This window comes from Arthrobacter sp. Y81 (genome assembly GCF_002929335.1).
Taxonomy (GTDB): domain Bacteria; phylum Actinomycetota; class Actinomycetes; order Actinomycetales; family Micrococcaceae; genus Arthrobacter.
In genome coordinates this window covers 17,734-43,094 of record NZ_PJIL01000018.1, presented here as the reverse complement: position 1 = coordinate 43,094, position 25,361 = coordinate 17,734, and the positions used below count along the sequence as shown (strand labels likewise).

Here is a 25,361-nt window from a genome sequence, read left to right as displayed (position 1 = left end):
GACGGCGACCCTTCGACGAGCAGGGGCCGCGGCTAGCACTCACGGGCGGGGCATGGGCCCGCGCTCCCTAGCCCCGGGCCTTCATGACCGCAAAATAGCCGGGGATGAGGTCCGCCTGCGTGGGGCTGGACAAGGGAACCGTCTCGATCGTGGTGGGACCGTCCTCGATCAGTTCCCAGCGGTCGGCCGGGAAGGCCAGGCTCCGCTCCTTCGGGCCAAAATGCCCGGGCATCGGCAGCCCGCGGATGGCGCCTTCGAGCGGCGCGGGAATGGACCGGAGCGTGGCGCCAAGATGCGACACATAGTCGACGGCGTTCCCCTGAAAATCCGTTTCGGCGAGGAACACCCGGCCCCGGGCTCCCGCGATGGCACGAACGTTTTCGGCCAAGGCGAACCGGTCACGTTCGCGCAGGACGTGGAGGACGCCGCGGATGAAGACATTAGCCCCGCCGTCCGCGCCAAGAACGTGCAGCTCTTCACCCAAGCCGGTTCCGGAGCCAGGCGCCGTCATGTCGCGGACAGCGTAGGAGACGTTCGGCAGTCCCGCGGACTCGGCACGGGCACGCCGGACGGCATGGGCGGAGACGTCGACACCCATGGCGTGCGGGAAGTGCCCGGCCAGCCGGCGGGTGAAGCTGCCGTTGCCGCAGCCGATGTCCACCACAGGCAGGTTTGTGTCCAGGTGGAGGCGCAGCATGTCCACGTAGCCCAGCATTTCGTGGTCGGTGCCGGCGTCCCAAAGTACATCGCCCGCGGCACCGGTGGACTTGACGTTGGACCAAAACAGATCCCAGGCGGCGTGATGATCCCGGGGCGCCCCCGCGGACAACCGCACGAGCTTGGGAATCATTAGATATTTTTTTAAGGCGGACAGCATGGCACCAATATAGGTGCACCGGCGTTGGTGCCAGGAAAATCAGGCGCCGGCGACGTAATCCACCTGGGGATCAGGTCAAAGCGAGCCACTCGATGGCGTCCCGCTCGGACGTGAAGAACTTGGTGGGGCACGGCACGGCGTTGATGCCCAGGAAAAAATTGGCCAGCACGCGGTCAACCGGCGAGGACCCCAGCAATGCGATCCGGGACGCCTGGCACGGGCGGCCGAACACGGCGCGGGCGCCGCGGGTCACCTCCGCTGTAGTGGCCATGTCCACCAGCATGGGATGCCTGTCGTCGCCGCACAACTGGTTCACCCGGAGCATGGCGCGCTCCGCATCCGTCGTCGTTATCACTGCGCCCCTGGGCCACTTCAGCCGGAGCATTCCATCGGCTCCCAGCGTCAGACCCGCCTCTGCGCCTTCCTCGCGATATCCGGACATATTCACCCTTCCTCCCGCCAGGGTTCGCCCGCATGGGATGCGTGCGGCTGATGTCACCCTACAATGTACTCAACCGGGACCGAAGGGGGCAGTGTGGTAATACTGGCGGCGGAGAAATCACTCGTACCACGCACGGCAATCGTGGCGGACCCGGACAGCGGGCGCTTGTCCGCAACGGCGGCCGTCCTGTCCGCCGCGGGCTTCGAGGTCGCCAAGGCCTCCAGCCAGGAAAGTCTTGCCGGGCTGCTGGAACGGCACAACCCCAGCATCGTCGTCGCGGATCATTCCTTTGCGGGCCTGCCCGTGACTGCCCCGCTGCTTCTTTTGATCGACCTGGACGACGAAACCGAGGCTGAAAGCGTCCGGACGCTGGGAATGGCGGACTACATTGCCAAGCCTGCCGCGCCAGCCGAGCTCGTCCACCGGGCGGATGTCCTGATCAGCCGTGCTGCGCTGCGCTCCGAGGCGCGGGAGAGCGCCGAACGGCTGCGCGAGAAACTCCGGAAAGTGTCCTCCGCCGTGCGGGCGACGCAAGATCCGCACGTGATTTCGGACCTCCTGGTGAAGGGATTCGGGGAGACGTTCGGCGCCGACCGTGTTCTGTTCACGACGTTCGACGACGACCGTGTGCCCCGGATAGCTGCGCAGTGGCACCGTCCCGGCCTGGCCCCGATCGTGGACGGGCTGGGAATCCATGAATCCTCTGCCCACCGCGTTGCGGACCGGCTCTGGTCGGAGGCCGAGGTGCTCGCTGTGGACGACCACCACATCCATGAGTGGTCCCCCGAGGATCAGGGCCTGGCGGCCTGGACCGAACACATGCGCCCGTGGGCCTCCGCGTTCGTTCCCGTGGGCGAAGGAAAATCGTCGCTCGGCGCCATCTGGATTGCGCAGCTCGACGAACCCCGCGTTTGGACGCGCACCGAGATCTCCCTGATACAGCACGTCGCCGGCAACGTTGCCTACGGGCTCATCCAGAGCCACCTGATGAGCGCCCAGCAGCAGGTGGTCAAGCAGTTGCGCCAGCTTGACCAGGCGAAGACCGATTTCCTGGCCACCGTCAACCATGAACTGCGGACGCCGCTGACCTCCATCTCCGCCTACCTGGACATGATCCAGGACGGCGTGGGTGGGCCGGTGCCCCCTGAAGTGGACCGGATGCTGGACATCATCGTCCGGAACTCCGAGCGGCTCCGCCGGCTGATCGAGGACATGCTCACTGTTTCCCGGCAGGATTACGAGGGCGCCAACCTTCATCTGGCGCCTGTCCAGCTGGGGCACACCCTCCAGATCGTGACGGTGGCACTGCGTCCGCTGGCGGAGCTGGGGGACGTCTCCATCTCGCTGGAACTCGACGACGGCGACCCCGCGATCATCGCCGATGAAGTTCAACTGGAGCAGGTTTTTACGAACCTGGTTTCAAATGCCATCAAATTCACCCCGAGCGGGGGCCGGATTCTTGTCAGCTGCCGCATTGAGCCAATGACTGATGGAGAACCCGGCGTAAATATCCGCGTACGCGACACTGGTGTGGGAATCCCGAGCGAAGAAATCCCGCATCTCTTTACACGCTTTTTCCGGGCATCCAACGCGACGTCCACTGCCGTCCCCGGCAGCGGACTCGGACTCGCCATTGCTTACGACATCGTAAAGGCGCATCGGGGGTATTTGGCGGTCAGTTCGGAACTCGGCACTGGCACCACGATCACCGTTCAGCTGCCTATTTCCGGCCCTTAAAAGGAACTGCCCCCGGATATGAAATCCAGGGGCAGCGTGCTCGCCGAACTAGTTAGGCCACCAACCGATGGAGGACTGGGTAGTCACAGTCTTGCTGGAGGTGCTGACAGTTGTGTCCGACTTCGGAGCGGCGTTGGCGGGTGCGGCGAATCCTGCAACAGCCAGAACGCCGGTGAGCAAGAATGTTGCGGCAATCTTCTTCATCCGTTGGTCCTTTCAAACAATTGAGCGTGAACTTGCATTACGTGCGTCATTATACGGTCAAATCATCAACATTAAAGCGAAGTAATACGAAGAGAATAGTAGGCTTCCGGGCTGCCCGAGAGGCCACCCGGGTGGATAATTGGAAAATGCCGACTCCCCGGAAATTGACTCCCTACGTAGTGGCCGAGCTGCAGGCACGCGAAAGCGCAAGAAATCGCGATTACGCCGGCGCAAAAGCCCAGGCCGCCGCAGCAGCGGCGCTGGCCCTCGAAACCGGAGACCATTCCGGCTGGTGGAATATGATCTACCTCAAAGCCGAATGCCTCCGCGACGAGGGATCGATCCCCGAGTGCCTGGAAGTCGCCAAGTCCCTTGCCGAGTCTCCCCTTTCCTCGGACCATCCCCTGTTGGCCGCCCGCGCCTACACGCTGCTGGCGGTCGCGCAGCAGGGCCTCGGGAGGCTCCCGGATGCTGTCTCGGCCGCGGCCACCGCCGCGAACCTCGTGGCCGGCAACGCCGAATACGTCTACCTCCACGTGGAAGCGCAAAGGGCCCTCATCGCCGCCCTCGCCGAAAGCCGCAGGCTCGATGAAGCGTGGGACCAGTGCCTATTGCTTGAGGGCCTGCTGACGGACCTCGTGGACGAGGACACCGCCGGCAAAGCCTACTGGGTGATCGGCAACGTCGCGTTCCTCAGCGGCAGGCTCGCGGACGGCGGCCGCTACCACGATATGGCTGCCGAGAGCCTCTCGCCGTCGAAGGACGTGGACCTCTGGGCGAGGTTCAACCGCGCCTCAGCCGTGATGCGGCTGGAGGCGGAGCTCACCGAACCAGCCACGCTCCGGTGCATCGAGCGGGCCGAACTGGCCACCGAGGTGGTGGGCGGCAGCGACCGGGACCTACTGGAAATGTCCTTCGCCCGGGCGCACTGGCACTTCCTTACCGGCGACATGGCCACGGCAATCAACATGCTGAGGCCGCTCTGCACCGAATCCGGTATTTTGGCCACCCAAACGGCCGGCGAGGCCTCCTTCCTCCTGGGAAAGGCCCTCCTTGCCAACGGCGAAAACGGCGAGGGCTTGCAGCGGCTGGAGGACGCGGCGGCGCTCTTTGACGATGCGGCGGCCTCGGAACGGAGCGCCCAGGTTCGGGCATTTGCGGCCGGCGTCGGCTAGGGGACTCCGGACGCGGGTTGACAGTGTATTTTTAGTCACACGGCATCATCGAAGTCCTGGTGGTGCCAGAGAGGCCAAAAGCCTCCTCTCACATAGTCGGGGGAAGAATGTCTCAGCCGCTTGGATTGATGCACGATCACATCATCAAGATCGTGCTCCCCCGGGACGAACACCTGGATGAGCCGTCAGCCCGCTTGCTGGCCGCGAAACTCCAGGTCCCGTCGGCCGGTTCCCGGGTGGCTGTACTGATGGACGTGACGGATGTGGCGTCCGTCAGCAGGGCGGCCAGGGCTGTTTTCGGCAGCCTGACCACCGTGGCGGCCTGGGCCTTGCTCGGCCAGACACCGGTGGACCGGATCCTGGCCCATTTCATCCTCGGCGGCGGCTTCACGTCGCGGCCTGCCGGCTATTTCACGTCCGAAGCCGAGGCGATCTATTGGTTGAAGGAACATGCCTATGTTCACTGACGGCGATCCGCGCCTGGGCAAGCTGCTGGACGGAATAGTCCGCCTCGCCGCAGGCGAACTCCACTCCAGAATCGAAGTATCCCCTGCCAGGGACGAACTGGATGCCGTCATCATGGGCACCAACCTCCTCGCCGAGGATCTGCAGATCATGTACCAGGAGCTTGAACAGCGGGTAGAACTGCGCACCCGGCTCCTCAATGAAGCCCATCAGGAAATGCGGAAGATGGCGCTCACCGACTCCCTGACGGGCCTCTCGAACCGGGCGGCCCTCGTCGGCGCCCTCAACGAGGCCCTGACGGAGACTGAGCAGGGCGGCCTGCCCCCCGCCGTCCTCCTGCTGGACCTTGACGCCTTCAAGGGCATTAACGACACCCTCGGCCACGCGGCCGGGGACCAGGTGCTGGCCGCAGTCGGCGAGCGCATCAAAGAGTCCGTCCGCGACACGGACACCGTGGCCCGTCTGGGCGGCGATGAATTTGCCGTGCTGATGCCGGCCACCACACTGGCACGGGCCGCGAGTGTGGGCAACCGCATCCTCGCGGCCCTGGAGGACCAGGTGGAGCTCGAGAACGACGCCGTCCACTGCGGTGCCAGCATGGGGCTGTGCATCGGCGGGGCCGGCCAGAGCGCGGAACAGCTGCTGATGGAAGCCGACGTGGCGATGTACGCGTCCAAAGCTGACGGCCGCAACAGGCTCAAGGTCTTCGCGCCGGCCATGCTGCACGCGCGCCAGTTGCGAAGCCAGCTGATTGAGGACCTGCGAACGGCAATTACGGAATCCCAGCTGGTGCTTTACTACCAGCCCGTGGTTGAGCTCGCCACGGGCAGGATCGAGGGCGCGGAGGCCCTGGTCCGCTGGAACCACCCGTCCCGTGGAATGGTGATGCCGGATGAATTCATTCCGCTCGCGGAAGACGCCGGACTCATTTCCGAGCTGGGCGGCTGGGTGCTCCGCGCCGCCGTCGGACAGCTCCGGGACTGGCGCGCAGCGTCCTACGCGGGTGACGACTTCTCCATGCGCATCAACATCTCGCCCACGGACCTTCAGCGCCTCGAGTTCATCGAAGAGGTCCGTGATGCCATCATCGGGGCGGAACTCAGCCCGGAACTGCTTGTGCTCGAACTGACGGAGGGCGCCATTGTCAGCGGCAACGAACTGGACCGGTACTCCCTGAACAGCCTGCGCAAGCTCGGCGTGGGGCTTGAAATCGATGACTTCGGCACGGGCTATTCCTCCATCAGCTACCTGCGCAGGCTGCCCGTGGACAAGGTCAAGGTGGACCGCTCCCTCCTGAAGGACCTCGGCACTGACCCGGCCCAGCCGGCCCTGATTGCCGCGATCCTCCAGCTGATCCGGGCCTGCGGCCTGGAGGCCGTCTGGGAAGGGGTGGAGACCGCGGAACAGGCACAGCACTTGGCCGGCATCGGCTGCGTCAGCGCCCAGGGGTATTACTTCGGGCGGCCGGTCCCTGCGGACGAGTTCGCACGGGTGTTGGATGCACAGCGGGCATCACACCACGGCGGCCAGTCCCGCTAGTCCCACTGCCCCCGGTCCTGGAGCACCTGCTTGAGGAGATCCGCGCGGTCCGTGACGATTCCGTCCACGCCAAGGTCAAGGAGCCGGCGCATTTCCGCCGGATCGTTGATGGTCCATACGTGGACCTGCAGTCCGTGCCGGTGGGCCCGGCGGACGAAGCCCGGAGTCACCACCCGGACTGCACCGTATCTGACCGGCACCTGAAGCGCGTGCACGCCCCGCAGTGCCTGCCGTATGACCCGGGCCGGGAGCACCGGCCCCAGCACCGTGAAGAGCGCGTTGGATACAATCCCCGCCGACCCGGCGACCGGCCGGCTCAGGAGCCTGATAACGGCCCGCCGCCGGCGGTCGGAGAAGCTGGCGATCAGCACCTGGTCGTGGACGCCGTACTGCTCAATGGCCGCGGCGAGGCTGGCAACGGAGCTCCAGTCCTTGACGTCGAGGTTCAGCCGCACGCCGGGGAAGGCTGACACCAGCTCCTTGAAGAGCGGGATGGGCTCCACTCCCCCGATCCTTGCCTGGGCAATCGTCCCGGCCGGGAGCCGGGAGATGCGTCCCGCCCCGTCCGTGACACGGTCCAGCCAGGGGTCATGGAACACCAGCAGCACGCCGTCGGCGGTGGTGTGGACATCCGTTTCCAGATAACGGTAGCCAAGTTCGACGGCGGAGCGGAACGCTGCCATCGAGTTTTCCAGTCCGTCCGGCGAGTATCCTCGGTGTGCCATGGCAATCCGTGCCGAGGGGCTTCCGGCCGCAAAGAAGGGTTGGGACTCAGCCACTGCCTGACGCCCGCCTAGAGGGGCCTGACACCAAGTTCGGCGAGTTTGGCTTCGAGGATCTGGGCCACGCCGTCGTCGTCGAAATGAGGTGCCTGCTGCCCCGCGGCGCGGATGGCCTCCGGGTGGCCGCTGGCCATCGCGTAGCCGTCGCCTGCCCAGCGCAGCATCTCGATATCGTTGGGCATGTCCCCGAATGCCACCACGTCAGCGGCGGCAATCCCCAGGCTGGCGGCATATTCGGCCAGCGTCACGGCCTTGTTGATGCCCGGCACTGCCAGCTCCAGCATTGCCACGGTGGGCGCCGAGTGGGTGGCCGACGCGAGGTGGGCGACAGCAGGTGAGACCTCGGCGAGGAATTCGTCGGCGGTGCCTTCACGGACAATTGCCAGGAACTTGACCACGGCGTCGGCCGCTGTAAGCGTGCTGGCCAGCGGAGCAGGGGTGAACTCGGACAGCAGTTCGCTGGAGTCATTTTCGATGAAACCCGGTTCGAGGTGGAATCCGGTGAGCGTTTCCGCGGCGAACAGCGCGGAGGGCCGCAGCTGCTTGATGATGCGGCGCGTTTCGAAGACCGCGTCCAAGGCAAGGGTGCGGGCCGAGACCAGGCGGCCGTCCTCAAGGTCCCACACCACGGCGCCGTTGGAGCAGATCACCGTTCCGGCGTGCCCCAGCTGGTCCTCCAGGGGGTGCAGCCAGCGGGGCGGCCGTCCGGTCACGAATACCAGTTCGACGCCGGCATCACGGCAGGCGTGGAAGGCGCGGATGGTACGGTCGCTAATCTTGCCATCATGCCCGAGGATCGTTCCGTCAATGTCACTTGCTACCAGCCGCATAGTGCCAGTCTACGTGGGGCCGGCGGCGGGTCCGCCCTGGATCCAAGTCCGGCCCAGACGCGCGAATTCGGGCTCAGCGTTCGAAGATGCCCGTGATCGTCCCGCGGCCCAGCATGTGCGGCGCCAGCTTCGGCTCGAGCTTGGCCGGGCTGAACCCGGCGTCCAGCCCGAGGTGCTCCACGTCCAGGGCGTACACCGTGACGACGTAGCGGTGCGGCCCGTGGCCCGGCGGCGCCGCGGCCCCCAGGTAGCCATGGAAACCGCCGTCGTTCTTCAGCTGCAGTGCACCGGCTGGGAGCAGCCGACCGCCCTCCGCCCCGGCTCCGGCGGGAAGCGAGGTTACGCCGGCTGGAACGTCCAGCACGGCCCAGTGCCAGAATCCGCCGCGGCCCGGGGCATCGGGATCGAACATGGTGACCGCGTAGCCCTTGGTGCCCTCCGGAGCGCCGCTCCAGCTCAGCTGCGGTGATTCGTCCTTGCCGCCGGCGCGCATCTTGCCGCTGCGCTGGGCGGGCGGCAGCGTTTGGCCGTCGTGGAAGGACTCGCTGCTGACCCGCAGGGACGGGGAATCGTGGGGAGACATCTGCTGCCTTTCAGTTGCTGGTGGAGTCGGCATTCCTCAGGTCGGCTCCGGCGAGCTCCGCGGCATCGCGTTCCAAGCCGTCGCGTTCCAGGCTCTCGAGCTCGAAGTGGTTGAGCTCGGCCCTGGTGGGCGGGTTGGCCCCTGGCCGGGACACCGTTACGGCGGCTGCCCAGGCGGCATGGGCCAGGAGTTCGCGGAGCGATTCGGCGGGGAATTCACGCAGTTCCTTCCGGTTCTGGGCACCGTCCAGGCCCCGGTCCACCAACCCGGAAATCAACGCGGCCATGAAGGAATCCCCCGCACCGACGGTGTCTGCCACATCAACCTTGGGGGCAGGGAACTCGGCTTCACCGGCTGCGGTGATGCCCCAGGGGCCGGCCGCGCCGCGGGTGACCACCACCAGCGCGGGCCCTTCGGAACCGCCCAGGGAGAGCCACCGCCGGGCCGAATCAAGGACGTCCACGCCGGGGTACAGCCATTCGAGGTCCTCGTCGGAGGCCTTCACCACATCGGCCAGCGACACGAACTTTTCCGCCTGCCGGCGGGCATAGTCCACGTCGGTGATGATGCTGGGGCGGCAATTGGGGTCGAAGCTGATGGTGGCGGACGGGTGGGCGTGCTCGACGGCGGCAAGCACCTCGGCGGCGCCCGGTGCCAGCATGGTGGCTATGGAACCGGTGTGCACCAGGGTTGTGCCCTGCAGCATGAACGGCAGCCGGCCGCTGAGCCCGGGGAGCTCCCAGGCGAGGTCGAACGTATAGGTGGCAGCGCCGTCGTCGTCGATCAGGGCGGTGGCCACGCTGGTTGGCAGGGCATCCGGGCCCTGCGGCACCATGACCGAACTGGATTTCAGGTGGGCGGCCACGGACTCGCCGTAGGCGTCGCGTCCGAACCTGCCAATGAACTGCACGGGATGGTCCAGCCGGGCCAGTCCCACCGCCACGTTGAGCGGGCTGCCGCCCACGTGGGCTTCGATTCCCGAGGAGCGTTGGACAACGTCGACCAGGCCTTCGCCAATAACTGTGAGCATGCTCATACTCTGCCAGAGAACGGGGCCGCGCGCGCTCCCGTTTTGGCCTTCTCCGGCTTGACCGCCTCCCGCTGGACACCGGCCAGCTGGACTCCGGCCGCCTCTGCGTCGCCGAACCTCGCGTCCAGGTGCACCACGTCCCTGCCCGCACGCTGCAGCAGGCTGGCGGCGACTCCGGCCCGGTAACCGGAACCGCAGTGCACCCACAGCTTTCCGGCAGGCACGTCGTCCATGCGGGCCAGGAGCTGGTGCACGGGGACATTGACTGCTCCGGCCACGTGCGACGCCGCGAACTCGTCTGCGCGCCGGACATCCAGGACCGTGTCGCTTTCGCTGCGGCCCGCCAGCAGGCCGTCCCAGCCCACGCGCGGGTAGGAGGCGACGGCGGCATCCGGCGCCAGCGCCTGCGGTTCGGTTCCGACGGCGGCATCCGGCGAATCGATGCCGATGCGGGAAAGGTCGCGGATGGCTTTTTCGACGTCGTTATGCGATCCCACCAGGGTGAGCTTCTTTTCCCAGGGCAGGACCCAGCCCACGTACGTGGTGAAGTTGGAGCCGCGCCCGTATTCGAAGCTGACGCTGCCTTTGAGGTGGTTGCTGGCGAAGGCCACGCGGCGGCGGAGGTCAACCACCCATTCGCCGTCGTGAAGGCGGCGGGTGAGCTCGGCGGGGTCCACGGACTCCGGGACGGCGAGGTCGGCGGGACCGGGTCCCTTGGCGTTGCGGGCGCCCATGTGCGCGTAGTAGGACGGATACGCGGAGAGGTTGGCGATGAGTTCCTGGACGAAGTGGTCCTCGTCCGGGTCGGCCAGGGCATGGTTGGCGGTAACTTGCTCGCCCACCGTGGAGGAGGCGGCGCCGGTGGCCGGGCCTGATGAACAGAAGGACCCGAAACCGTGTGTCGGGAAGAGCGCCGCGTCCTGCCGGGCCTCGGCCACGAGCCTGCGCACGGAAGCGTACTGGTCATGGGTCAGGCCCACCGTGTCCGCCTCGGCTACGAGGTCCGTCCGGCCCACCGAGCCGTAGAGCAGGCTGCCGCCCGAGAAGACCGCCTGCTGTTCGCCGTCGTCCACGATGAACGAGAGGTGCGTGTGGGTGTGCCCCGGCGTGGCGACGGCCTTTACGGTCAGGGATCCCACCCGGACAGCCTGGCCGTCGGTGATGGCCTCGCGCTCGAACTGCACCGCATCGGCGGCGTTCACCAGGTACTTCGCATCATGGGCCTTGGCGAGCTCCGGGCCGCCGGTGATGTAGTCGTTGTGCAGGTGGGTTTCAGCGACATGGGTGATGGTCACGCCCGCTTCCCGGGCGGCAGCCTCCACGCGGTCCGTGTCCCGCTGCGGATCGATGACAAGGCCCACCGTGCCGTCGTGCACCAGGTAGCTCCGGTCCCCCAGCTGCGGGGTATCGATGACAATGACGTCCATGGCATCCTCCTCGGCGGGGCGCGGCGGTTTCCCGGCCACACCGAACAGCATACCCCTAGGGGTATGCTGTTTCAAGGGATGTTTGGAGCGTCAGCGGCTTCCGTGTTCGTAGACGTCCGGGATGCCGTCCTGGTCCGAGTCAACCTTCTCCCGCTCCTCGGCCAGGCGGTACTGGCGGTTCCTGGCCCGCAGCACCACAGTGGCCAGGATTGCTGCGAGAAGCGACGCCGCCAGGATGCCCACCTTCGCGTGGTCGTCATGCAGGCTGCCGTGGCCGAAACTGAGTTCCGCGACCAGCAGCGACACGGTGAAGCCGATTCCGGCCAGGAGCGAGACTCCAAAGACATCGATCCACTTGAAGGATCCGTCCAGCCGGGCCCTGGTGGCTTTGGTGAGGATCCACGTGGTGCCCATAATGCCGACGGGCTTGCCCAAAACGAGGGCCATGATGATGCCGATGGCCACGGGGTCAGCCAAGGCGGAGCCCAGCCCTTCCCAGCCGCCGACGGCCACGCCGGCGGAGAAGAAGGCAAAGATGGGAACGGCGACTCCGGCGGAGATGGGCCGGAAGCGGTGCTCGAAGATTTCGGCAAGGCCCGGCCCGGCCTCGGGGCCGCCGCTGGCCTTGGACCGAAGCACCGGCACGGCGAATCCCAGCAGCACGCCGGCCACGGTGGCATGGATGCCGGACGCGTGCACCAGTGCCCAGGTGGCAATGCCGAGCGGCAGGAGGATGGCCCAGGCAGCCATGAAGTGGGTGCCGAAAAAGCGGCGGTACTTCTGCGCCAGGAAGGTGTAGAGCGCCAGCGGGATGAGGGCCAGCAGCAACGGGGCGGGCTGGATGTCGCTGGAGTAGAAGAACGCGATGATGCTGATGGCAATCAGATCGTCCACCACGGCCAGGGTGAGCAGGAAGATGCGCAGGGCACTGGGCAGATGCGAGCCGATGATTGCCAGCACAGCCACGGCAAACGCGATGTCCGTGGCCGTGGGGATGGCCCAGCCGCGCAGGGTTTCCGGGCTGTATATGTTCATTGCGGCATAGATCAGGGCCGGGACCAGAACGCCGCCGGCGGCGGCCGCCACAGGCACCACCGATTTGCTGAGCTGCCGCAGGTCGCCCGCCACGAACTCACGCTTGAGTTCCAGGCCCACCAGGAAGAAGAAGATGGCCAGCAGGCCGTCGGCGGCCCAGGCGCCCAGGCTGAGTTCGAGGTGCCAGGGTTCGTAGCCGATCCGGAAGTCCCGCAAGGCGAAGTAGCTGGCGGAGAGAGGTGAATTCGCCCAGACCAGGGCGATCACGGCAGCCGCAACCAGTAACGCGCCGCCCACCGTTTCCTTGCGCAGGATTTCGCCGATGCGCAGCGATTCCGCGTAGCTGCCGTAGCCGAGGACGGTGAAGCGGGGTTTTGCGGCGGGCGTGGGCGGTGGCATGTGGCTCATGAGTGTCCTAAACGTTGAGTCGACAAAGTCATGCCGACCAGACTTCCCGGCGCACCTTCGTCCAGTCTAAGGGAACGCCGGCTCAGCCCAGGAGTTCCTGGACCAAATCCCGGCACTTCCGGTAGGCCGGCGCCTTGGGGTCGATCAGGGAGAAGTGGTCGCCCGGCACCTTCAGCAGCTGGACGGGTCCGCCCGCAGCCCTGGCCGCCCGGGCGTAGGATTCGGACTGGCTCGGGGGCACATCTTCGTCGTCGCTGCCGTGGACGGCGTAAACGGGAACCCGCAGCGGGATGGCGCTCATGGGGTCGGAAAATTTGTGGCGCTTCGGGTACTTTCCCGACGACCCGCCCAGCAGGTTGCTGACGGCACCGTTACTGAGGTTGAGTTTTTCGGCGGCGGCCAGGTTCAGCAGGCCGGCCTGGCTGACCACACCGGTGAGCTGCACGGCGCCGTCGTCGTCGTTCTTCCGCTGCAGCTGGCGGTCCGCGTCGGGCGCGCCGAGCTGGCCGAGCCTGGTCCGGCCGGCCGCCCAGACGGCGAGATGCCCGCCGGCCGAGTGGCCCAGGGCCACCACTTTGTCCAGACCGAGCCCGTGGATCCCGGCGACGTCCCCGAGCTTGTCGATCCCCGCCAGTACGTCCTCGAAGGTGTGCGGCCAGCCGCCGCCGTTGCCGGCGCGCCGGTACTCCAGGTTCCAGGCCGGCATTCCGTGCATGGCAAGGTCCCGGGCCAGCGGCTCGCCCAGCTCCGCGCCGTACTGCGAGCGCCAGTACCCGCCGTGGATCACCACCACCACGCCCCGGGTTCCCAGGGCCTCCGGCAGGAAGAGCTCACCCCACTGGCTGGGGTCACCGCCGTACTGGTACTTGTGCCGCTTCACTGCGTCCTCCTTCGGGCCCGACGAACAGGAAGCGGACAGTGCCCCCGGTGTCACCGCTGCTGCGGCGGGCAACCCCCGTAAAAGCAGGGTCCGACGCCGCAGATCAGCCATGTGCCGAGCCTACCTTGGCGGCCTGTCACCTTGCGCCCGCCACCGTCGCGGCGGCGCCTTGCAATCGTTCAAGCGCGGGCCGTTCAACGGCAGTCCGCAGGAGTGTCACCTCGCATGGCTGTCATACGCCACCCGTAAGCTGGAAACATGGCTACCAACTGGGACCGCCTGGACGCAGGCCTGCGCGAGTCCGTGCAGCAAAACGTGGAGCTCTACGAGCGGGTCCGGCCTGCCCTCAAGCTGGTCACGCGCGAAGTCCTGCTTACGCTGCGGAGCATGCTCAAGGACACCGAGGTGACACCCCTGTTCGTCACCGGCCGCACCAAATCCGTGGAGTCGTTCAAGGAAAAGATCTCCCGGACGGAAGAGCCGCTGGAACCGGGCGGACCGCCCGTCCTGAAGTTCCCGGACCCGTTCCGGACCCTCAATGACATGGTGGGCGTCCGCGTCATCACCAAGCTTCCGGCGGAGAACGCGGTGGTAGCCAACCTGATCAAGCGCCAGCGCCAGCTGTTTGACTGCCGCGGCGACCGCGAAAAGGACATCGGCTCCATCGAGTCCGGCACCTACGGCTACTCCAGCCGCCACCTGATCCTGCGGACCTTCCAGAACGAGGCGGTCAAGGAGTACCAGCAGGTGTTCAACCCGGACATCCAGCCCAACGGCAGCTACTTTTTCGAATGCCAGATCCGTACCGTTTTTGCCCACGCCTGGAGCGAGATCGAGCACGATATCCGCTTCAAGGCCGAGGACCCCCGCGCGTGGACTCCCCATTTCGACCGGCAGTTCACCGCCACAGCCGCCATGCTGGAAACAGTGGAGGGCGCGTTCGCGGACCTGCACGAGCGCTACGAGGAAGTCCGCGGCTACTGGGACATGGACGGAGAGGGCGCCGCGCAGCTGACGCCGAACCGGATCCGCGACGTCTGGCGCACGCTCCTGCCGCACGTGGACCGTAAAGTGGATGATGACTGGGGCTGGGCAGCCGAGCTGATGGCGGCCCACGGCCTCAACCAGACCGTGCAGCTTGCAGGGCTGCTCAGTGCCAACCGGATCACCGAAGTCCGCAAGGCGCTGGACCACAGGTACTCCCCCGGCCCGGACCGGCTGCTGGATGACCTGCTGCTGTGGCAGTACGGCACCAAACACATTGACCTCACCGCGGAGGCGCCCGACGTCGTTCCGCACCCCCGGCGCGACAGCCTCCTGCGGCGGCTGAAGCAGATCGAGCGCTACCGTCAGACCAAGCCATAGGAACAGATGAAGCCCGAACAACTCCAATCCGTCCGGGCTACGCTCCGTTCCCCGCGCCGCCTCAAGACTGAAGCCCTGGCCGGGCTGGTGGTAGCGCTGGCCCTGATCCCCGAGGCCATTGCGTTCTCCGTCATTGCCGGCGTGGATCCCCGGATCGGGCTGTTCGCGTCCTTCACCATGGCCGTCACCATCTCCTTCGTGGGCGGCCGGCCCGCCATGATCTCCGCCGCCACCGGCGCGGTTGCCCTGGTGATCGCCCCGCTGATGCGGAGCCACGGCCTGGACTACCTGATCGCCGCGGTGATCCTGGCGGGGGTCTTCCAGATCCTGCTGGCGCTCCTGGGCGTCACCAGGCTGATGCGCTTCATTCCGCGCTCGGTGATGGTGGGGTTCGTGAACGCGCTGGCCATCCTGGTGTTCATGGCGCAGCTGCCGGAGCTGATCAACGTTCCGTGGCTGGTGTATCCGCTCGTGGCGGTTGGCCTGGTGATCGTCGTTGCGCTCCCGCGGCTGACGTCGGCCGTGCCGTCCCCGCTCGTCGCGATCGTCGCTCTCACGCTGTTCGCGGTGCTGGCCAACATCGACGTTCCGGCCGTCCAGGACAAGGGCGCACTCCCCGAAAGCCTGCCCACCTTCTTCATTCCCAATGTGCCCCTGACGTTGGAAACGCTGCAGACCATCGCCCCGTTCGCACTGTCCATGGCGCTGGTGGGCCTGCTTGAATCGCTCATGACGGCCAAGCTCGTTGACGACATCACGGACACCCGCTCCAACAAGACCCGCGAGTCCTGGGGCCAGGGCGTGGCGAACATCGTCACCGGCTTCCTGGGCGGCATGGGCGGCTGCGCAGTGATCGGCCAGACCATGATCAACGTCAAGGGATCCGGCGCCCGCAGCCGGGTCTCCACGTTCCTCGCCGGCGTCTTCCTGCTGGTCCTGGTGGTGACGCTGGGTGACATTGTGGGCCTGATCCCTATGGCAGCGCTGGTGGCCGTGATGATTTTCGTCTCCGCCATCACCTTCGACTGGCACTCCGTCGCCCCGAAGACGCTCAAGCGGATGCCCAAGTCGGAGACCGCCGTCATGGTCATCACCGTGGGCACCGTGGTGGCCACCCACAACCTGGCGATCGGGGTGGGGGTCGGCGTACTGGCGGCCATGGCCATGTTCGCCCGGCGGGTTGCCCATTTCGCAACTGTGGAGCGTACGGAGATCGAGATCAACGGCGAGACAGTCGCGACCTACACGGTGGACGGGGAGCTGTTCTTCGCCTCCTCCAACGACCTCTACACCCAGTTCGAATACGCCCGCGATTCCGCGCCCACAGTGGACCGCGTCATCATCGATCTCCACGCCTCGCACCTGTGGGACGCCTCCACCATCGCCGTCCTGGACGCCGTCACCGAGAAATACCGCAGGCACGGCCGCGAAGTGGAGCTGATCGGCCTGAACTCCGCCAGTGTCCAGATGCGCGAAAAACTGGCAGGGAAGCTCAACGCCGGCCACTAGCTGCAGCATTTGGCGGCATGCTCCCTGCCGTCTCACAAACGACACAATGCGTCTTGTAACTCATGTGACAGGTTTTGTCATCTAGAATTGTTGCGGGAGCAGTTCTGCGGCCATATTGCAGGCGCACCACCCTGGGGGAGTGAAACAGCATGGCAGGAAAATTCGAACTTGTCGCCGCTGAAAAAGGCGGCGTACGCATCCGGCTAATCAACGGCGCAGGCAACATCCTGGCCGAATCGGGCGTCTATCGTGACAGCGCAGCAGCCGCGTCGGGAGTCACCGAGATTCGCGAGCACGCGGCCACGGCGCATATAGCCGATCACAGCAAAGCTCCGCGGGAATAGCCCAAGGAGTAGACACTGGGATCCGACAGCAGGGTCCGACATAAATGTCAGACGTCTGTTCATGAATTGGCCGGACTAGCCGCCCGGGTGTGAGCATTATTGGATGCTCGAGGCAACAAAAACCCACGAAAACACGGCGGCCGGCACCGAGGCTGATGCCGCGCCGCTCAATCCTGCGCTGGCCGCGGAGGCGAAGATCGCCCGCATTGCGGTGACCGTCTTCCCGATCCTGGTGGTGGTGGCAGGCATCGCCGGCTTCCTGATGCCCGGCGCCTTCCAACCCATGGGCCCCAGCGTCCCCTACCTGCTCGGCATCATCATGTTCTGCATGGGCCTGACGCTCACCCCTCCGGATTTCGCGTCCGTGGTCAAGCGGCCTTGGGCAGTGGTGCTGGGCATTGTGGCCCACTACGTGATCATGCCGGGCGCGGGTTGGCTGATCGCCGTGGCGCTCAACCTGCCGCCGGAACTGGCCGCGGGCCTCATCCTCGTGGGCTGCGCACCGTCCGGAACTGCCTCCAACGTGATGGCGTTCCTGGCCAAGGGGGACGTAGCGCTCTCCGTGGCGGTGGCGTCCGTCTCCACGCTGATCGCTCCCATCGTCACGCCCCTGCTGGTCCTTTTCCTGGCAGGGTCCTTCCTCCAGATCGACGCCGGCGCCATGGTCCTGGATATCGTCAAGACCGTGCTCCTGCCGGTGATTGCCGGCCTACTTGCCCGACTCTTCCTCAAGAAGCTCGTCGCGAAGCTCCTTCCGGCGCTTCCCTGGGCGTCCGCCGTCGTCATCTCCCTGATCGTAGCGATCGTGGTGGCCGGCAGCGCCGGCAAGATTGTGGCCGCCGGCGGCATCGTCTTCCTCGCCGTTGTGCTGCACAACGGCTTTGGCCTCGGCCTCGGCTACCTGGCCGGGAAGCTGGGCCGCCTGGACGACAAAGCGCGCCGGGCGCTGGCCTTCGAAGTGGGCATGCAAAACTCCGGACTGGCCGCCACGCTGGCAACGGCGCACTTCAGCCCGCTGGCCGCGCTGCCCTCGGCGGTGTTCTCGCTGTGGCACAACATCTCAGGCGCAATCGTTGCCGCCTGGCTGGCCCGGCGCCCGCTGCGCGACAGTGAAGTTCGCAGCGCCGCAGTCCAGGACTCCTAGCTGCGCAGGACAACAAAACCGCCAACGGGCGCCGGGACCTCCCGGCGCCCGTTGGCGTTCCTCAGTAGCGGTGTTGGTCAGCTGCGGTGTGCGTCAGCTGCGGTGGTGCTCGATGAGCCAGCCGGCCATTTGCTGCGCCCGCTTTGACGCGAGGAAATCCCCCTCGGTGGCCGAGATGATGGAACCCTTCATCAGGATGTGCCAGGAGCGCGCGAATTCCTCGGTGCGGTTCAGCCCGGCCTCCTCCGCAAGCGCCTCGATGTGGCCGCGGATCCTGCTCAGGTAGCCGATGCTCGCCTTTCCCAGCGGATGTTCGGGACCCATTTCGAGCAGGACGTTGATGAACGTGCAGGCCTCGAAGTCGTCACGGTGGAACCAGTCGCCAAACACATCGAAGACAGCCAGCAACCGTTCCTCTGGGGTGTTACCGCGCCGGCGGGCTTCCGAGACGATGAGGTCCACGGTCCATACCTGGTCGCGGAGCGCCAGGAAGGCCAGGACAAGCGCATCCTTGGACGGGAAGTGCCGGTAGAACGTTGCTTTGGCCACGCCGGAACGACTGATGAGTTCGTTGGTCCCAACATCGCGGATGCCGCGGCGGGAGAACAGCTCATATGCGGTGGCGAGAATGCGGTCCACTGGGTCGTCACGACCCGCCATTGCCTGGGCGGGCAACAACGTCGAGCGGTTGGCATCTTCGGCAGTCATCGTAGAAGAAATTTTACATGCGGCGGGAGGGACGCATGATGTTACTGCACCCTAAACGAAACCCCTGTTCGCTGTGGCGGCTTTCCGCAGGGCTACATGGAGCGCTGCGGGCGCCGCCCGTGATGGCGGTTCGTGCCGATAACTCTGGACCGGTGCCGGACAGGGCCGCGGTGGAGGGCCTGAATGAAACCGTCCAGCACGGCGGAGTCCTTGGAGTTGTTGGCCAGGTCCACCAGGTCAGCAGCCGTCCGCGCCAGCTTGACATTGCAGTGCTGGCTGTTGCTCACGAGCAGCTTGAAGGCCTCCTCCGAACCGATATGCAGGGCGCCCATCAGGATGCCTTTGGCCTGCTCTATGGTGCTGCGGCTGGCGTTGGCCGCCGCGACGGCCGCCCGGGCAAACAGTTCCGACTCGCGCTGCAGGGTCCTCGTGAGGTCAACGACGAAGGCATCAATGTGGCTGGGCCTTCCGCAGTCGTCCAGCACGCCCTCCCCTGTGGTCAGGATCCTGTGTTCCCGCAAGCGGGCGTCGATGAGCCTGTCGTACGTGAAGAAACTGCCTCCGGCGCTGCTCACCTGGGTTAAAGTCTCACGGCTGCGTGTCCGGTCATCCGGATGCTTGTGTGAGAGGAACAGATCGAGGGTTGGAACAATCTCCCCGCGGCTGTAGCCGTGAATCAGGTAGAGCTCCTCGGACCAGTCCAGCTTTCCGCTGGCCACGTCGAAACGGATCGTCCCGACGATGCAATCAGACGCAGCAAGGGCACTGGGGTACGCCTGCGGGACTCTCGGCGCGTCCACGGAAGTCAACACGCACGGAGATCGGCGACGGCGGCTCCCGACCGTAACGTTTGCCGCCACCGAACCAGAATCTGCTGTTTCCGGCTGGCTGCCCGCCCGCCGAGGGCGCGCGCTGCAGAGGAGACTCGTGCCCGCGGGAGCCTGGCGGGATTAAACGATCCGGCCGGAATGGCTTTCCGCTTTTCCGCGAAATCGCCTCCCGCCGGCGGGTCAGCTGCTAATTCGGCGGACGTTGCGTCCGTGATGCCTTCCGACGTGCCTTCCGTGTCCGGTGCCGGGATTTCGGTGACAAAGCCCATCCCCGCGTACTCGCGCACCTCAGCAATGCCTGCAACTGCGGCGCGCTTGTCCGGGAAGGGCTTGGAGAGCGCCATGACGGTTCCGTCCGGAGCTGTCAGTTGAAACCTGAAGGAAGAATCCGAGTCGGCGAATAGTTCGAACATGCCTGCCATTGAGCCCTCCTGAAACTTGGGATCATGCCACCCCCGGTGACGCCGTTGTCAGCGGAAGCAGCCTGAATCCATCCATGTGTTGCCGGCCGCCTGTGGACGGCCGGTGCGATTTGATGAATTCATGAAAGTCTGAACTACTCCACCCGTCCGCGCAAGGGGTGGCCACTGATTGAAAACACCCCGCTGTCCGGACACGTCCGGGGGCTACGATGTACATGGACATGGAGCTAAATGGGACGCAAGCAAGACAGACCTTTCTGTCTGCCCTAGTCTTTTAATCGTCGAAACGCCGGCCTGGTGCCGCGCGTTGGAGGTAAGGAGGGAGGCCCGATGAAGGACGATCTGCCCGTAGGTCTGGTCCTGAGTGATGTGAAGGCCGAACTTTTTAAGTCCATGGGTCACCCTGCCCGGGTCCAGCTCCTGGAGATGCTCGCCGACGGCCCCGTCGCTGTCAGCCGCTTGCGCGACGGCACCGGCCTGGAACCGTCAAATTTGTCCCAGCACCTTGGTGTTCTCCGCCGCCAGCGGCTGGTCATCCCCTCGCGCCAGGACGGCAGGCTGTTCTATGAACTATCCTGCCCCGAGGTGAGCGGCCTGCTGCTGGCGGCCCGCTCGCTGCTGGGCACTGTCCAGCAATCAACACGCCTGACTCTGATGCCGCTGGATGAACCGGCCAGCGAAGCCGCAGTCCGCTAAGCCGGCGCAAACGGGCGAAGGGCGGGCCGCTGCCCGCCCTTCGCCCGTTGTTGTCCCCGGCCCGGCTAGCGGCTCTGTTCGCGCGTCACTCCGAACGGCACGGAGTCGCTGAGCGAAACCGTGTAGTGGCCGGGGTTGAGCCGGGTCACCAGGATCCCGTGCGCGCGGGTGCGGGTGGCCACGTCCTGCAGGCTCCGGACGGCGGCGTTCAGCCGTTCCTCGAGCTGCTGGGCGGTATCGACCTTCACTTCAAGCACGTCAGCGGTGGTGGTGTTCATGTGGCGGGCCCACCTTCGTGCAAGTGGATGACGCGCACGGTGCCGCCGGGGATGGCGGATACGGGCGCTGACGGTTCTCCGGTGAGCAGGTCGTGTCCCCTTGCCGGGTATTCGGCGTCTGCCTCGGAGTGGTTGATGAGGAACGTGAACTTGTCCGTGGAATTACGGCGGGTGATCACTTCCAGTCCCTCGGGCAGCTTGGGGGCAGCTTCCAGCCCGGCGGTCCGGACAGCGTCGAGGACGACGGTGGTGAGGTCGCCGCCGTCGAGCTTCGTGGAGACGTACCAGGAGGTGCCGCCGCCAAAGGCGTTGCGGGTGATGGCCGGGCCCGAGGCGGCCGGGCCGTCAAGGTACCTGGCCACCACGGTTGCCGTGCCGGGGTGGATGTCTTCCGCCCAGACGACGCCCGCATTCCCGTTGCTGAGGTTCGTTGTTTCCCCGGCGCGGAGCGGCAGGAATTCGTGGATTTCGAGGCCAAGGACATCCCGGAGCCCTCCGGGCGAGGCGCCGGCGGGAACGGTGTCGTTGGAGTCGACGATGCCGGAGAAGTAGGAGACCAGCAGGTGCCCGCCGCCGTCGACATATCCCCGCAGGTTGGCCGCCGCTGCGTCTCCGACCAGATAGAGGGCCGGGGCGAGGACCAGGTCATAGCCGGAGAGGTCGGCTTCGGGGTGGGCGAAATCGGTGGTGATTCCGTGCTCCCACAGCACCGAGTAGTAGGCCTCAATGCGTTCGCGGTGGTTCAGGTCGCTGCTGGGGCGCCACTCCAGGTCCTGTGCCCAGAACGACTCCACGTCCCAGAGGATCGCGACCCTGGCCTGGACGGTGGACCCTTTCACGGCCGAAAGCTTCTTCAGGTCATCGCCGAGATCCAGGACTTCGCGCCAAATCCGGGTGCCGGTTCCTGCATGGGGAAGCATGGCGGAGTGGAACTTCTCGGCCCCGAACCGGGAGGCCCGGAACTGGAAGAACATCACGGCGTCCGCGCCGCGGGCCAGGTGGGAAATACTGTTGCGGGCCAGTTCGCCGGGGCGTTTGGCAATGTTGCGGCCCTGCCAGTTCACGGCTCCGGTGGAGTGTTCCATGAGCATCCAGGGCCGGTTGCCGGCCAGCGACCGCGTGAGGTCGGCGTCCATAGACAGCAGGATGTGGTTGTCGGTGCGTTCGGCCACCAGGTAGTGGTCGTTGGACACGATGTCCACCTCGCGGCTCCACTTCCAGTAGTCCGCGGCGAGGCAGTTGGTGGCCATGAAGTTGGTGGTCACCGGCAGCTCCGGCGTGTATTTGCGGATCACGTCCCGCTCGGCGACGAAGCACTTCAGCAGCGCGTCCGAGGTGAACCGGCGGAAATCCAGCCGCTGGGCCTGGTTGCTGACACTGGCGGCGAGCCGGGGCGCGTCGATTTCGTCCCATTCGCCGTATTTCTGGCCCCAGAACAAGGTTCCCCAGGCCTGGTTGAGTGCGTCCAGGCTGCCGTAGCGTGCCTGCAGCCATTCACGGAAGGCCGCCACGGAGTAATCGTCGTAGGAGTCGCTGACCGGGGCGCCGTATTCGTTGTGCACGTGCCACAGGACCAGGGCAGGGTGGGATCCGTACCGCCGGGCGAGCTGCTCGGTGATGTTGGTGGCCGCGCGCAGGTATTCGGGCGAGCTGGGGCTGGCCATGCCGCGGGATCCGCTGCCCAGCGGGACACCCTCGCGGGTGACGGGGCGCGCCTGCGGGTATTTCTTCCAGAACCAGGCCGGCGGTGCCGCTGTGGGCGTGCCCAGGTCCACGTCAATTCCGGCGTCGGCGAGCAGGTCCATCAGGTGATCGAGCCAATCGAAGTCATACTCGCCCTCGCGGGGCTCCAGCAGGACCCACGAGAAGATGCCGACGCTGACCAGGTTGATCCCGGCCTCCTTCATCAGTGCGATGTCTTCGGCCCAGACCTCCCGCGGCCACTGTTCGGGGTTGTAGTCCCCGCCATAGCAGAGCCCGGCCGGGCGCTGCAGCCACGGGGCCGGCGCGCTCCGGGGAGCGGTGCGCTGAAGGACGTCTGTCATTTCCTGGTCTCCTTAGAACTGTGTGCGGTCCCAGTTGTATCACAGCGGCAAGTTTCGATGCTAGAGCTGATTCGGCATTGACACACGTCACAGTTGTATGGATTACTGGAACCGCTCACAGTCATGCGGCCTCGGTTCGGATGAGTGGTGATAATTCAGACAGACCCATCAAGCTTTTCGACAAGGAGGACGGAATGCGCAAGTCATTTCGTGCAGGCGCCGTGGCCATGCTCGCCGCGGCCGCCATGCTCACCGCAGGATGTTCGGGCGGAGCGGGAACAGGTTCCGCGGCAGAGTCAGCAGCAAGCGATCCCAACCAGAAAGTGGAACTCACTTACTGGGCCTGGGCGCCGAACCTGGACAAGGTGGTGGACCTTTGGAACCAGAAAAACCCGAACATCCATGTCACTGTCAACAAGCAGGACGGCGGTGATCCCGCTGTCACCAAGCTACTCACCGCAGTGAAGGCCGGCAGCGGCGCCCCCGACCTGATCCAGGCCGAATACCAGAAGATCCCCACCCTGGTGGCGGCAGATGCCCTGGCGGACCTGTCCAAGACCTCTGCGAACGACACAAAGAGCCACTTCCCCGACGGCGTGTGGAACTCCGTAACCCTGGGCGGCGAGGCGCTGTACTCCGTACCTCAGGACACCGGCCCCATGGTGTTCTACTACCGCGCTGACGTGTTCGACAAGCTCGGCCTCTCCGTTCCTAAGACCTGGGACGAATACGCGGAAACAGCCAAGGCTGTCCACGCCACCGACCCCGAAGCGTACCTGGGGACGTTCTCCTCCAACGACGCCGGCTGGTTCACCGGCATGGCCCAGCAGGCCGGAGCCTCCTGGTGGGGCATCGACGGTGACGCCTGGAGCGTCAAGGTGGACGAAGATCCCACCCAAAAGGTCGCCGGTTACTGGGGCGGCCTGGTCCAGGACGGCGTCATCGATAACAAGCCGATGTACACGCCCGAGTGGAACACCGCACTGAACACCGGCAAACAGGTCGGCTGGCTCAGCGCCGCCTGGGGTCCGGGCGTACTGGCCGGCAACGCCGGAGCGACGGCAGGCCAGTGGAAGGCCGCCCCCATGCCGCAGTGGGATGCCGCCAACCCCGCCACCGGCAACTGGGGCGGTTCCTCCACCGCCGTGACCTCGCAGTCCAAGAACGTGGACGCCGCAGCGAAGTTCGCCACCTGGCTGAACACGGACGCGGAGGCCGTCAAGGCCCTCGTGACCGAGACCGGGATCTACCCGGCAGACTCCGCAGGCGCGGAATCCGCCCTGACCACGGCCCCGGAGTTCTTCAGCAACCAGCCTGACTTCTACAAGGTAGTCGGCGAGGCAGCCCAGAACGTCGGATCCTTCACCTACGGCCCCAACGTCAACGTCACGTTCAACGCGTACAACGACCAGTTCGCCAAGGCGGCGCAGTCGAAGCAGAAGAGCGCCTTCCTGGATGCCGTGAAGAGCATGCAGCAGGTGACGGTCGATGACCTGAAGAAGACCGGCTTCACCGTCAAGTAGTCAGTCAAGCAGTCACTCTTTTGGGAGGGCGCACCCCGGCGCCCTCCCAAAATCCTCCCAGAGCTCCAACCAGCCTCACCGAAAACTACGCAAGGAAGTGCACCCGTGGCAATGACTGTGACCAGGACCGGCCCGGCGGCGAAGACCGCAGCGCCAGGATCCCCCCGGCGGGCGAAAAACTTCAAGTCCCGGGTGCTCGTCCCCTACGCGATGCTTGCCCCGGGCATCATCCTTTTCCTCCTCTTCATGGCGGCACCGATCGTCTACACGCTGTTCCTGAGCTTCCAGAAGAAGAAGGTCAGCGGGCTGGGCCTGGGCAAGAACTCGCAGAGCCAGGTGTTCGCCGGCCTGGACAACTACATCAGCGCGCTCACCGACCCCGAATTCACCGCCAGCGTCCTGCGCGTGCTGCTGTACGGCGTCATCCTCATCCCCCTCATGCTCGGCTTCGCCCTGCTGTTCGCTTTGCTGCTGGACTCCCGGCGCACCCGGGCCGGGAACTTCTCCCGGACCGCCATCTTCCTGCCCTACGCAGTGCCCGCTGTGATCAGCTCACTGCTCTGGGGCTTCCTCTACCTGCCCGGCGTCAGCCCGTTCCACTTCGTGGCACGCCAGCTGGGCGTGGAGCTCCCGTCCCTGCTGGACCCCAACCTGGTGACCTTCGCCATCTGCAACATCGCGCTCTGGGGTGGTGTCGGCTTCAACATGATCGTGATGTACACGTCGCTCAAGGCCGTTCCCACCGAGATCTATGAGGCGGCCAAGCTGGACGGCTGCTCCGAGGTGCAGACGGCCCTGCGGATCAAGATCCCGATCATCGCCCCGGCCCTCGTGATGACCGCCCTGTTCTCGATGATCGCCACCCTTCAGGTCTTCGCCGAACCCACCACGCTGCGCCCGCTGGCGAACAGCCTCTCCACGAGCTGGTCACCGCTCATGCTCGTGTACCGTGACGCGTTCACCCGCAACGACGTCTTCTCGGCAGCCGCGACCAGCATCGTGATCGCCGCCGCCACCTTCATCATTTCCTTCCTGTTCCTGCGCGTGGTGCAGAAGCGGGCCTTCGGACAGGAGAACTGACCG

Annotated in this window: 26 protein-coding genes; 12 read left to right on the top strand and 14 right to left on the bottom strand. The window is 65.8% G+C overall.

The window, feature by feature from the left end; all coding sequences use genetic code 11:
* Positions 1-67 precede the first annotated feature (67 nt).
* Entirely contained in the window at positions 68-877 is an 810-nt protein-coding gene (locus tag CXQ91_RS19665; RefSeq protein ID WP_104175574.1) for a class I SAM-dependent methyltransferase, read from the bottom strand.
* 70 nt (positions 878-947) lie between these two features.
* Positions 948-1,319 carry an STAS/SEC14 domain-containing protein gene (locus tag CXQ91_RS19660; protein WP_104175573.1) on the bottom strand — a complete coding sequence of 124 codons (372 nt, stop codon included), beginning with the start codon at positions 1,317-1,319 and terminating at the stop codon, positions 948-950.
* 93 nt (positions 1,320-1,412) lie between these two features.
* Between CXQ91_RS19660 and CXQ91_RS19655 the strand changes: the two genes are divergently transcribed.
* The 5 genes from CXQ91_RS19655 (at position 1,413) to CXQ91_RS19635 (ending at position 6,439) form a co-directional block, all read left to right on the top strand.
* The gene (locus CXQ91_RS19655; protein WP_258074143.1) at positions 1,413-3,056 is read left to right on the top strand and encodes an ATP-binding protein; all 1,644 of its coding nucleotides are present in this window, start codon (positions 1,413-1,415) and stop codon (positions 3,054-3,056) included.
* Between the two features lie 67 nt (positions 3,057-3,123).
* Positions 3,124-3,345, top strand: coding sequence for a hypothetical protein (locus tag CXQ91_RS25040; RefSeq protein WP_104175571.1), 222 nt, complete (start codon positions 3,124-3,126; stop codon positions 3,343-3,345).
* Positions 3,346-3,406: 61 nt separating this feature from the next.
* Positions 3,407-4,435, top strand: coding sequence for a hypothetical protein (locus CXQ91_RS19645; protein ID WP_104175570.1), 1,029 nt, complete (start codon positions 3,407-3,409; stop codon positions 4,433-4,435).
* Between the two features lie 128 nt (positions 4,436-4,563).
* Positions 4,564-4,902 carry an STAS/SEC14 domain-containing protein gene (locus CXQ91_RS19640; protein ID WP_104175569.1) on the top strand — a complete coding sequence of 113 codons (339 nt, stop codon included), beginning with the start codon at positions 4,564-4,566 and terminating at the stop codon, positions 4,900-4,902.
* Positions 4,892-6,439 carry a bifunctional diguanylate cyclase/phosphodiesterase gene (locus CXQ91_RS19635; protein WP_104175568.1) on the top strand — a complete coding sequence of 516 codons (1,548 nt, stop codon included), beginning with the start codon at positions 4,892-4,894 and terminating at the stop codon, positions 6,437-6,439. Before CXQ91_RS19640 ends, CXQ91_RS19635 begins: the two co-directional genes overlap by 11 nt.
* Here CXQ91_RS19635 and CXQ91_RS19630 read toward each other — a convergent pair.
* From CXQ91_RS19630 to CXQ91_RS19600, 7 genes are all read right to left on the bottom strand, one after another.
* Positions 6,436-7,164 carry a glycerophosphodiester phosphodiesterase gene (locus tag CXQ91_RS19630; protein WP_104175567.1) on the bottom strand — a complete coding sequence of 243 codons (729 nt, stop codon included), beginning with the start codon at positions 7,162-7,164 and terminating at the stop codon, positions 6,436-6,438. The genes CXQ91_RS19635 and CXQ91_RS19630 overlap by 4 nt on opposite strands.
* Before the next feature lie 68 nt (positions 7,165-7,232).
* Positions 7,233-8,051, bottom strand: coding sequence for an HAD family hydrolase (locus tag CXQ91_RS19625; protein WP_104175566.1), 819 nt, complete (start codon positions 8,049-8,051; stop codon positions 7,233-7,235).
* Positions 8,052-8,124: 73 nt separating this feature from the next.
* A complete protein-coding gene (locus tag CXQ91_RS19620) occupies positions 8,125-8,634 on the bottom strand; it encodes a YbhB/YbcL family Raf kinase inhibitor-like protein (protein WP_104175565.1) in 510 nt (169 codons plus the stop codon).
* 10 nt (positions 8,635-8,644) lie between these two features.
* On the bottom strand, positions 8,645-9,664 hold the full coding sequence (locus CXQ91_RS19615) for a carbohydrate kinase (protein ID WP_258074141.1): 1,020 nt from the start codon (positions 9,662-9,664) through the stop codon (positions 8,645-8,647).
* A gap of 2 nt (positions 9,665-9,666) precedes the next feature.
* The gene (locus tag CXQ91_RS19610; protein WP_104175623.1) at positions 9,667-11,091 is read right to left on the bottom strand and encodes a rhodanese-like domain-containing protein; all 1,425 of its coding nucleotides are present in this window, start codon (positions 11,089-11,091) and stop codon (positions 9,667-9,669) included.
* 90 nt (positions 11,092-11,181) lie between these two features.
* Positions 11,182-12,534: a Na+/H+ antiporter NhaA gene (gene nhaA, locus CXQ91_RS19605; RefSeq protein ID WP_104175563.1), complete on the bottom strand. Its 1,353-nt coding sequence runs from the start codon at positions 12,532-12,534 to the stop codon at positions 11,182-11,184.
* A gap of 82 nt (positions 12,535-12,616) precedes the next feature.
* Complete coding sequence (locus tag CXQ91_RS19600; RefSeq protein ID WP_104175562.1) at positions 12,617-13,414, bottom strand: alpha/beta hydrolase; 798 nt, start codon at positions 13,412-13,414, stop codon at positions 12,617-12,619.
* A gap of 258 nt (positions 13,415-13,672) precedes the next feature.
* Between CXQ91_RS19600 and CXQ91_RS19595 the strand changes: the two genes are divergently transcribed.
* From CXQ91_RS19595 to CXQ91_RS19580, 4 genes are all read left to right on the top strand, one after another.
* Positions 13,673-14,779: a GTP pyrophosphokinase family protein gene (locus CXQ91_RS19595; RefSeq protein ID WP_104175561.1), complete on the top strand. Its 1,107-nt coding sequence runs from the start codon at positions 13,673-13,675 to the stop codon at positions 14,777-14,779.
* Between the two features lie 6 nt (positions 14,780-14,785).
* Positions 14,786-16,288 (top strand): SulP family inorganic anion transporter, encoded by a 1,503-nt coding sequence (locus tag CXQ91_RS19590; protein ID WP_104175560.1) that lies wholly within the window; start codon positions 14,786-14,788, stop codon positions 16,286-16,288.
* 149 nt (positions 16,289-16,437) lie between these two features.
* Complete coding sequence (locus tag CXQ91_RS19585) at positions 16,438-16,632, top strand: YegP family protein (protein WP_104175559.1); 195 nt, start codon at positions 16,438-16,440, stop codon at positions 16,630-16,632.
* Between the two features lie 103 nt (positions 16,633-16,735).
* Positions 16,736-17,776, top strand: coding sequence for a bile acid:sodium symporter family protein (locus CXQ91_RS19580; RefSeq protein WP_104175558.1), 1,041 nt, complete (start codon positions 16,736-16,738; stop codon positions 17,774-17,776).
* 93 nt (positions 17,777-17,869) lie between these two features.
* Here CXQ91_RS19580 and CXQ91_RS19575 read toward each other — a convergent pair whose 3' ends face one another.
* The 3 genes from CXQ91_RS19575 to CXQ91_RS25645 form a co-directional block, all read right to left on the bottom strand.
* On the bottom strand, positions 17,870-18,484 hold the full coding sequence (locus CXQ91_RS19575) for a TetR/AcrR family transcriptional regulator (protein WP_374953683.1): 615 nt from the start codon (positions 18,482-18,484) through the stop codon (positions 17,870-17,872).
* A 92-nt stretch (positions 18,485-18,576) separates the two neighbouring features.
* Positions 18,577-19,284, bottom strand: a complete 708-nt coding sequence (locus tag CXQ91_RS19570) for a PAS and ANTAR domain-containing protein (protein WP_104175622.1) — start codon at positions 19,282-19,284, stop codon at positions 18,577-18,579.
* 5 nt (positions 19,285-19,289) lie between these two features.
* A complete protein-coding gene (locus CXQ91_RS25645) occupies positions 19,290-19,736 on the bottom strand; it encodes a DUF1508 domain-containing protein (RefSeq protein WP_308471421.1) in 447 nt (148 codons plus the stop codon).
* A gap of 330 nt (positions 19,737-20,066) precedes the next feature.
* Here CXQ91_RS25645 and CXQ91_RS19560 point away from each other — a divergent pair, with 330 nt between their 5' ends.
* Positions 20,067-20,432 carry a helix-turn-helix transcriptional regulator gene (locus CXQ91_RS19560; protein ID WP_104175556.1) on the top strand — a complete coding sequence of 122 codons (366 nt, stop codon included), beginning with the start codon at positions 20,067-20,069 and terminating at the stop codon, positions 20,430-20,432.
* A gap of 65 nt (positions 20,433-20,497) precedes the next feature.
* Here CXQ91_RS19560 and CXQ91_RS19555 read toward each other — a convergent pair whose 3' ends face one another.
* Both CXQ91_RS19555 and CXQ91_RS19550 read right to left on the bottom strand, forming a co-directional pair.
* Positions 20,498-20,710, bottom strand: a complete 213-nt coding sequence (locus CXQ91_RS19555; protein WP_104175555.1) for a hypothetical protein — start codon at positions 20,708-20,710, stop codon at positions 20,498-20,500.
* Positions 20,707-22,755, bottom strand: a complete 2,049-nt coding sequence (locus CXQ91_RS19550) for a beta-galactosidase (protein WP_104175554.1) — start codon at positions 22,753-22,755, stop codon at positions 20,707-20,709. Before CXQ91_RS19550 ends, CXQ91_RS19555 begins: the two co-directional genes overlap by 4 nt.
* A gap of 194 nt (positions 22,756-22,949) precedes the next feature.
* Between CXQ91_RS19550 and CXQ91_RS19545 the strand changes: the two genes are divergently transcribed.
* Positions 22,950-24,278, top strand: a complete 1,329-nt coding sequence (locus tag CXQ91_RS19545) for an ABC transporter substrate-binding protein (RefSeq protein WP_104175553.1) — start codon at positions 22,950-22,952, stop codon at positions 24,276-24,278.
* Between the two features lie 111 nt (positions 24,279-24,389).
* A complete protein-coding gene (locus CXQ91_RS19540) occupies positions 24,390-25,358 on the top strand; it encodes a carbohydrate ABC transporter permease (RefSeq protein WP_104175552.1) in 969 nt (322 codons plus the stop codon).
* Positions 25,359-25,361 lie beyond the last annotated feature (3 nt).

Coding starts and splice junctions, on each gene's coding strand:
- CXQ91_RS19585 (WP_104175559.1), top strand. CDS start 16,438: ATGGCAGGAAAATTCGAACTTGTCGCCGCTGAAAAAGGCGGCGTACGC.
- CXQ91_RS19550 (WP_104175554.1), bottom strand. CDS start 22,755: ATGACAGACGTCCTTCAGCGCACCGCTCCCCGGAGCGCGCCGGCCCCG.
- CXQ91_RS19660 (WP_104175573.1), bottom strand. CDS start 1,319: ATGTCCGGATATCGCGAGGAAGGCGCAGAGGCGGGTCTGACGCTGGGA.
- CXQ91_RS19640 (WP_104175569.1), top strand. CDS start 4,564: ATGCACGATCACATCATCAAGATCGTGCTCCCCCGGGACGAACACCTG.
- CXQ91_RS19595 (WP_104175561.1), top strand. CDS start 13,673: ATGGCTACCAACTGGGACCGCCTGGACGCAGGCCTGCGCGAGTCCGTG.
- CXQ91_RS19590 (WP_104175560.1), top strand. CDS start 14,786: ATGAAGCCCGAACAACTCCAATCCGTCCGGGCTACGCTCCGTTCCCCG.
- CXQ91_RS19630 (WP_104175567.1), bottom strand. CDS start 7,164: ATGGCACACCGAGGATACTCGCCGGACGGACTGGAAAACTCGATGGCA.
- CXQ91_RS25645 (WP_308471421.1), bottom strand. CDS start 19,736: ATGGCAGGCATGTTCGAACTATTCGCCGACTCGGATTCTTCCTTCAGG.
- CXQ91_RS19580 (WP_104175558.1), top strand. CDS start 16,736: ATGCTCGAGGCAACAAAAACCCACGAAAACACGGCGGCCGGCACCGAG.
- CXQ91_RS19545 (WP_104175553.1), top strand. CDS start 22,950: ATGCGCAAGTCATTTCGTGCAGGCGCCGTGGCCATGCTCGCCGCGGCC.
- CXQ91_RS19625 (WP_104175566.1), bottom strand. CDS start 8,051: ATGCGGCTGGTAGCAAGTGACATTGACGGAACGATCCTCGGGCATGAT.
- CXQ91_RS19620 (WP_104175565.1), bottom strand. CDS start 8,634: ATGTCTCCCCACGATTCCCCGTCCCTGCGGGTCAGCAGCGAGTCCTTC.
- CXQ91_RS19665 (WP_104175574.1), bottom strand. CDS start 877: ATGCTGTCCGCCTTAAAAAAATATCTAATGATTCCCAAGCTCGTGCGG.
- CXQ91_RS19645 (WP_104175570.1), top strand. CDS start 3,407: ATGCCGACTCCCCGGAAATTGACTCCCTACGTAGTGGCCGAGCTGCAG.
- CXQ91_RS19540 (WP_104175552.1), top strand. CDS start 24,390: ATGACTGTGACCAGGACCGGCCCGGCGGCGAAGACCGCAGCGCCAGGA.
- CXQ91_RS19575 (WP_374953683.1), bottom strand. CDS start 18,484: ATGACTGCCGAAGATGCCAACCGCTCGACGTTGTTGCCCGCCCAGGCA.
- CXQ91_RS19610 (WP_104175623.1), bottom strand. CDS start 11,091: ATGGACGTCATTGTCATCGATACCCCGCAGCTGGGGGACCGGAGCTAC.
- CXQ91_RS19615 (WP_258074141.1), bottom strand. CDS start 9,664: ATGCTCACAGTTATTGGCGAAGGCCTGGTCGACGTTGTCCAACGCTCC.
- nhaA (WP_104175563.1), bottom strand. CDS start 12,534: ATGAGCCACATGCCACCGCCCACGCCCGCCGCAAAACCCCGCTTCACC.
- CXQ91_RS19555 (WP_104175555.1), bottom strand. CDS start 20,710: ATGAACACCACCACCGCTGACGTGCTTGAAGTGAAGGTCGATACCGCC.
- CXQ91_RS25040 (WP_104175571.1), top strand. CDS start 3,124: ATGGAGGACTGGGTAGTCACAGTCTTGCTGGAGGTGCTGACAGTTGTG.
- CXQ91_RS19560 (WP_104175556.1), top strand. CDS start 20,067: ATGAAGGACGATCTGCCCGTAGGTCTGGTCCTGAGTGATGTGAAGGCC.
- CXQ91_RS19635 (WP_104175568.1), top strand. CDS start 4,892: ATGTTCACTGACGGCGATCCGCGCCTGGGCAAGCTGCTGGACGGAATA.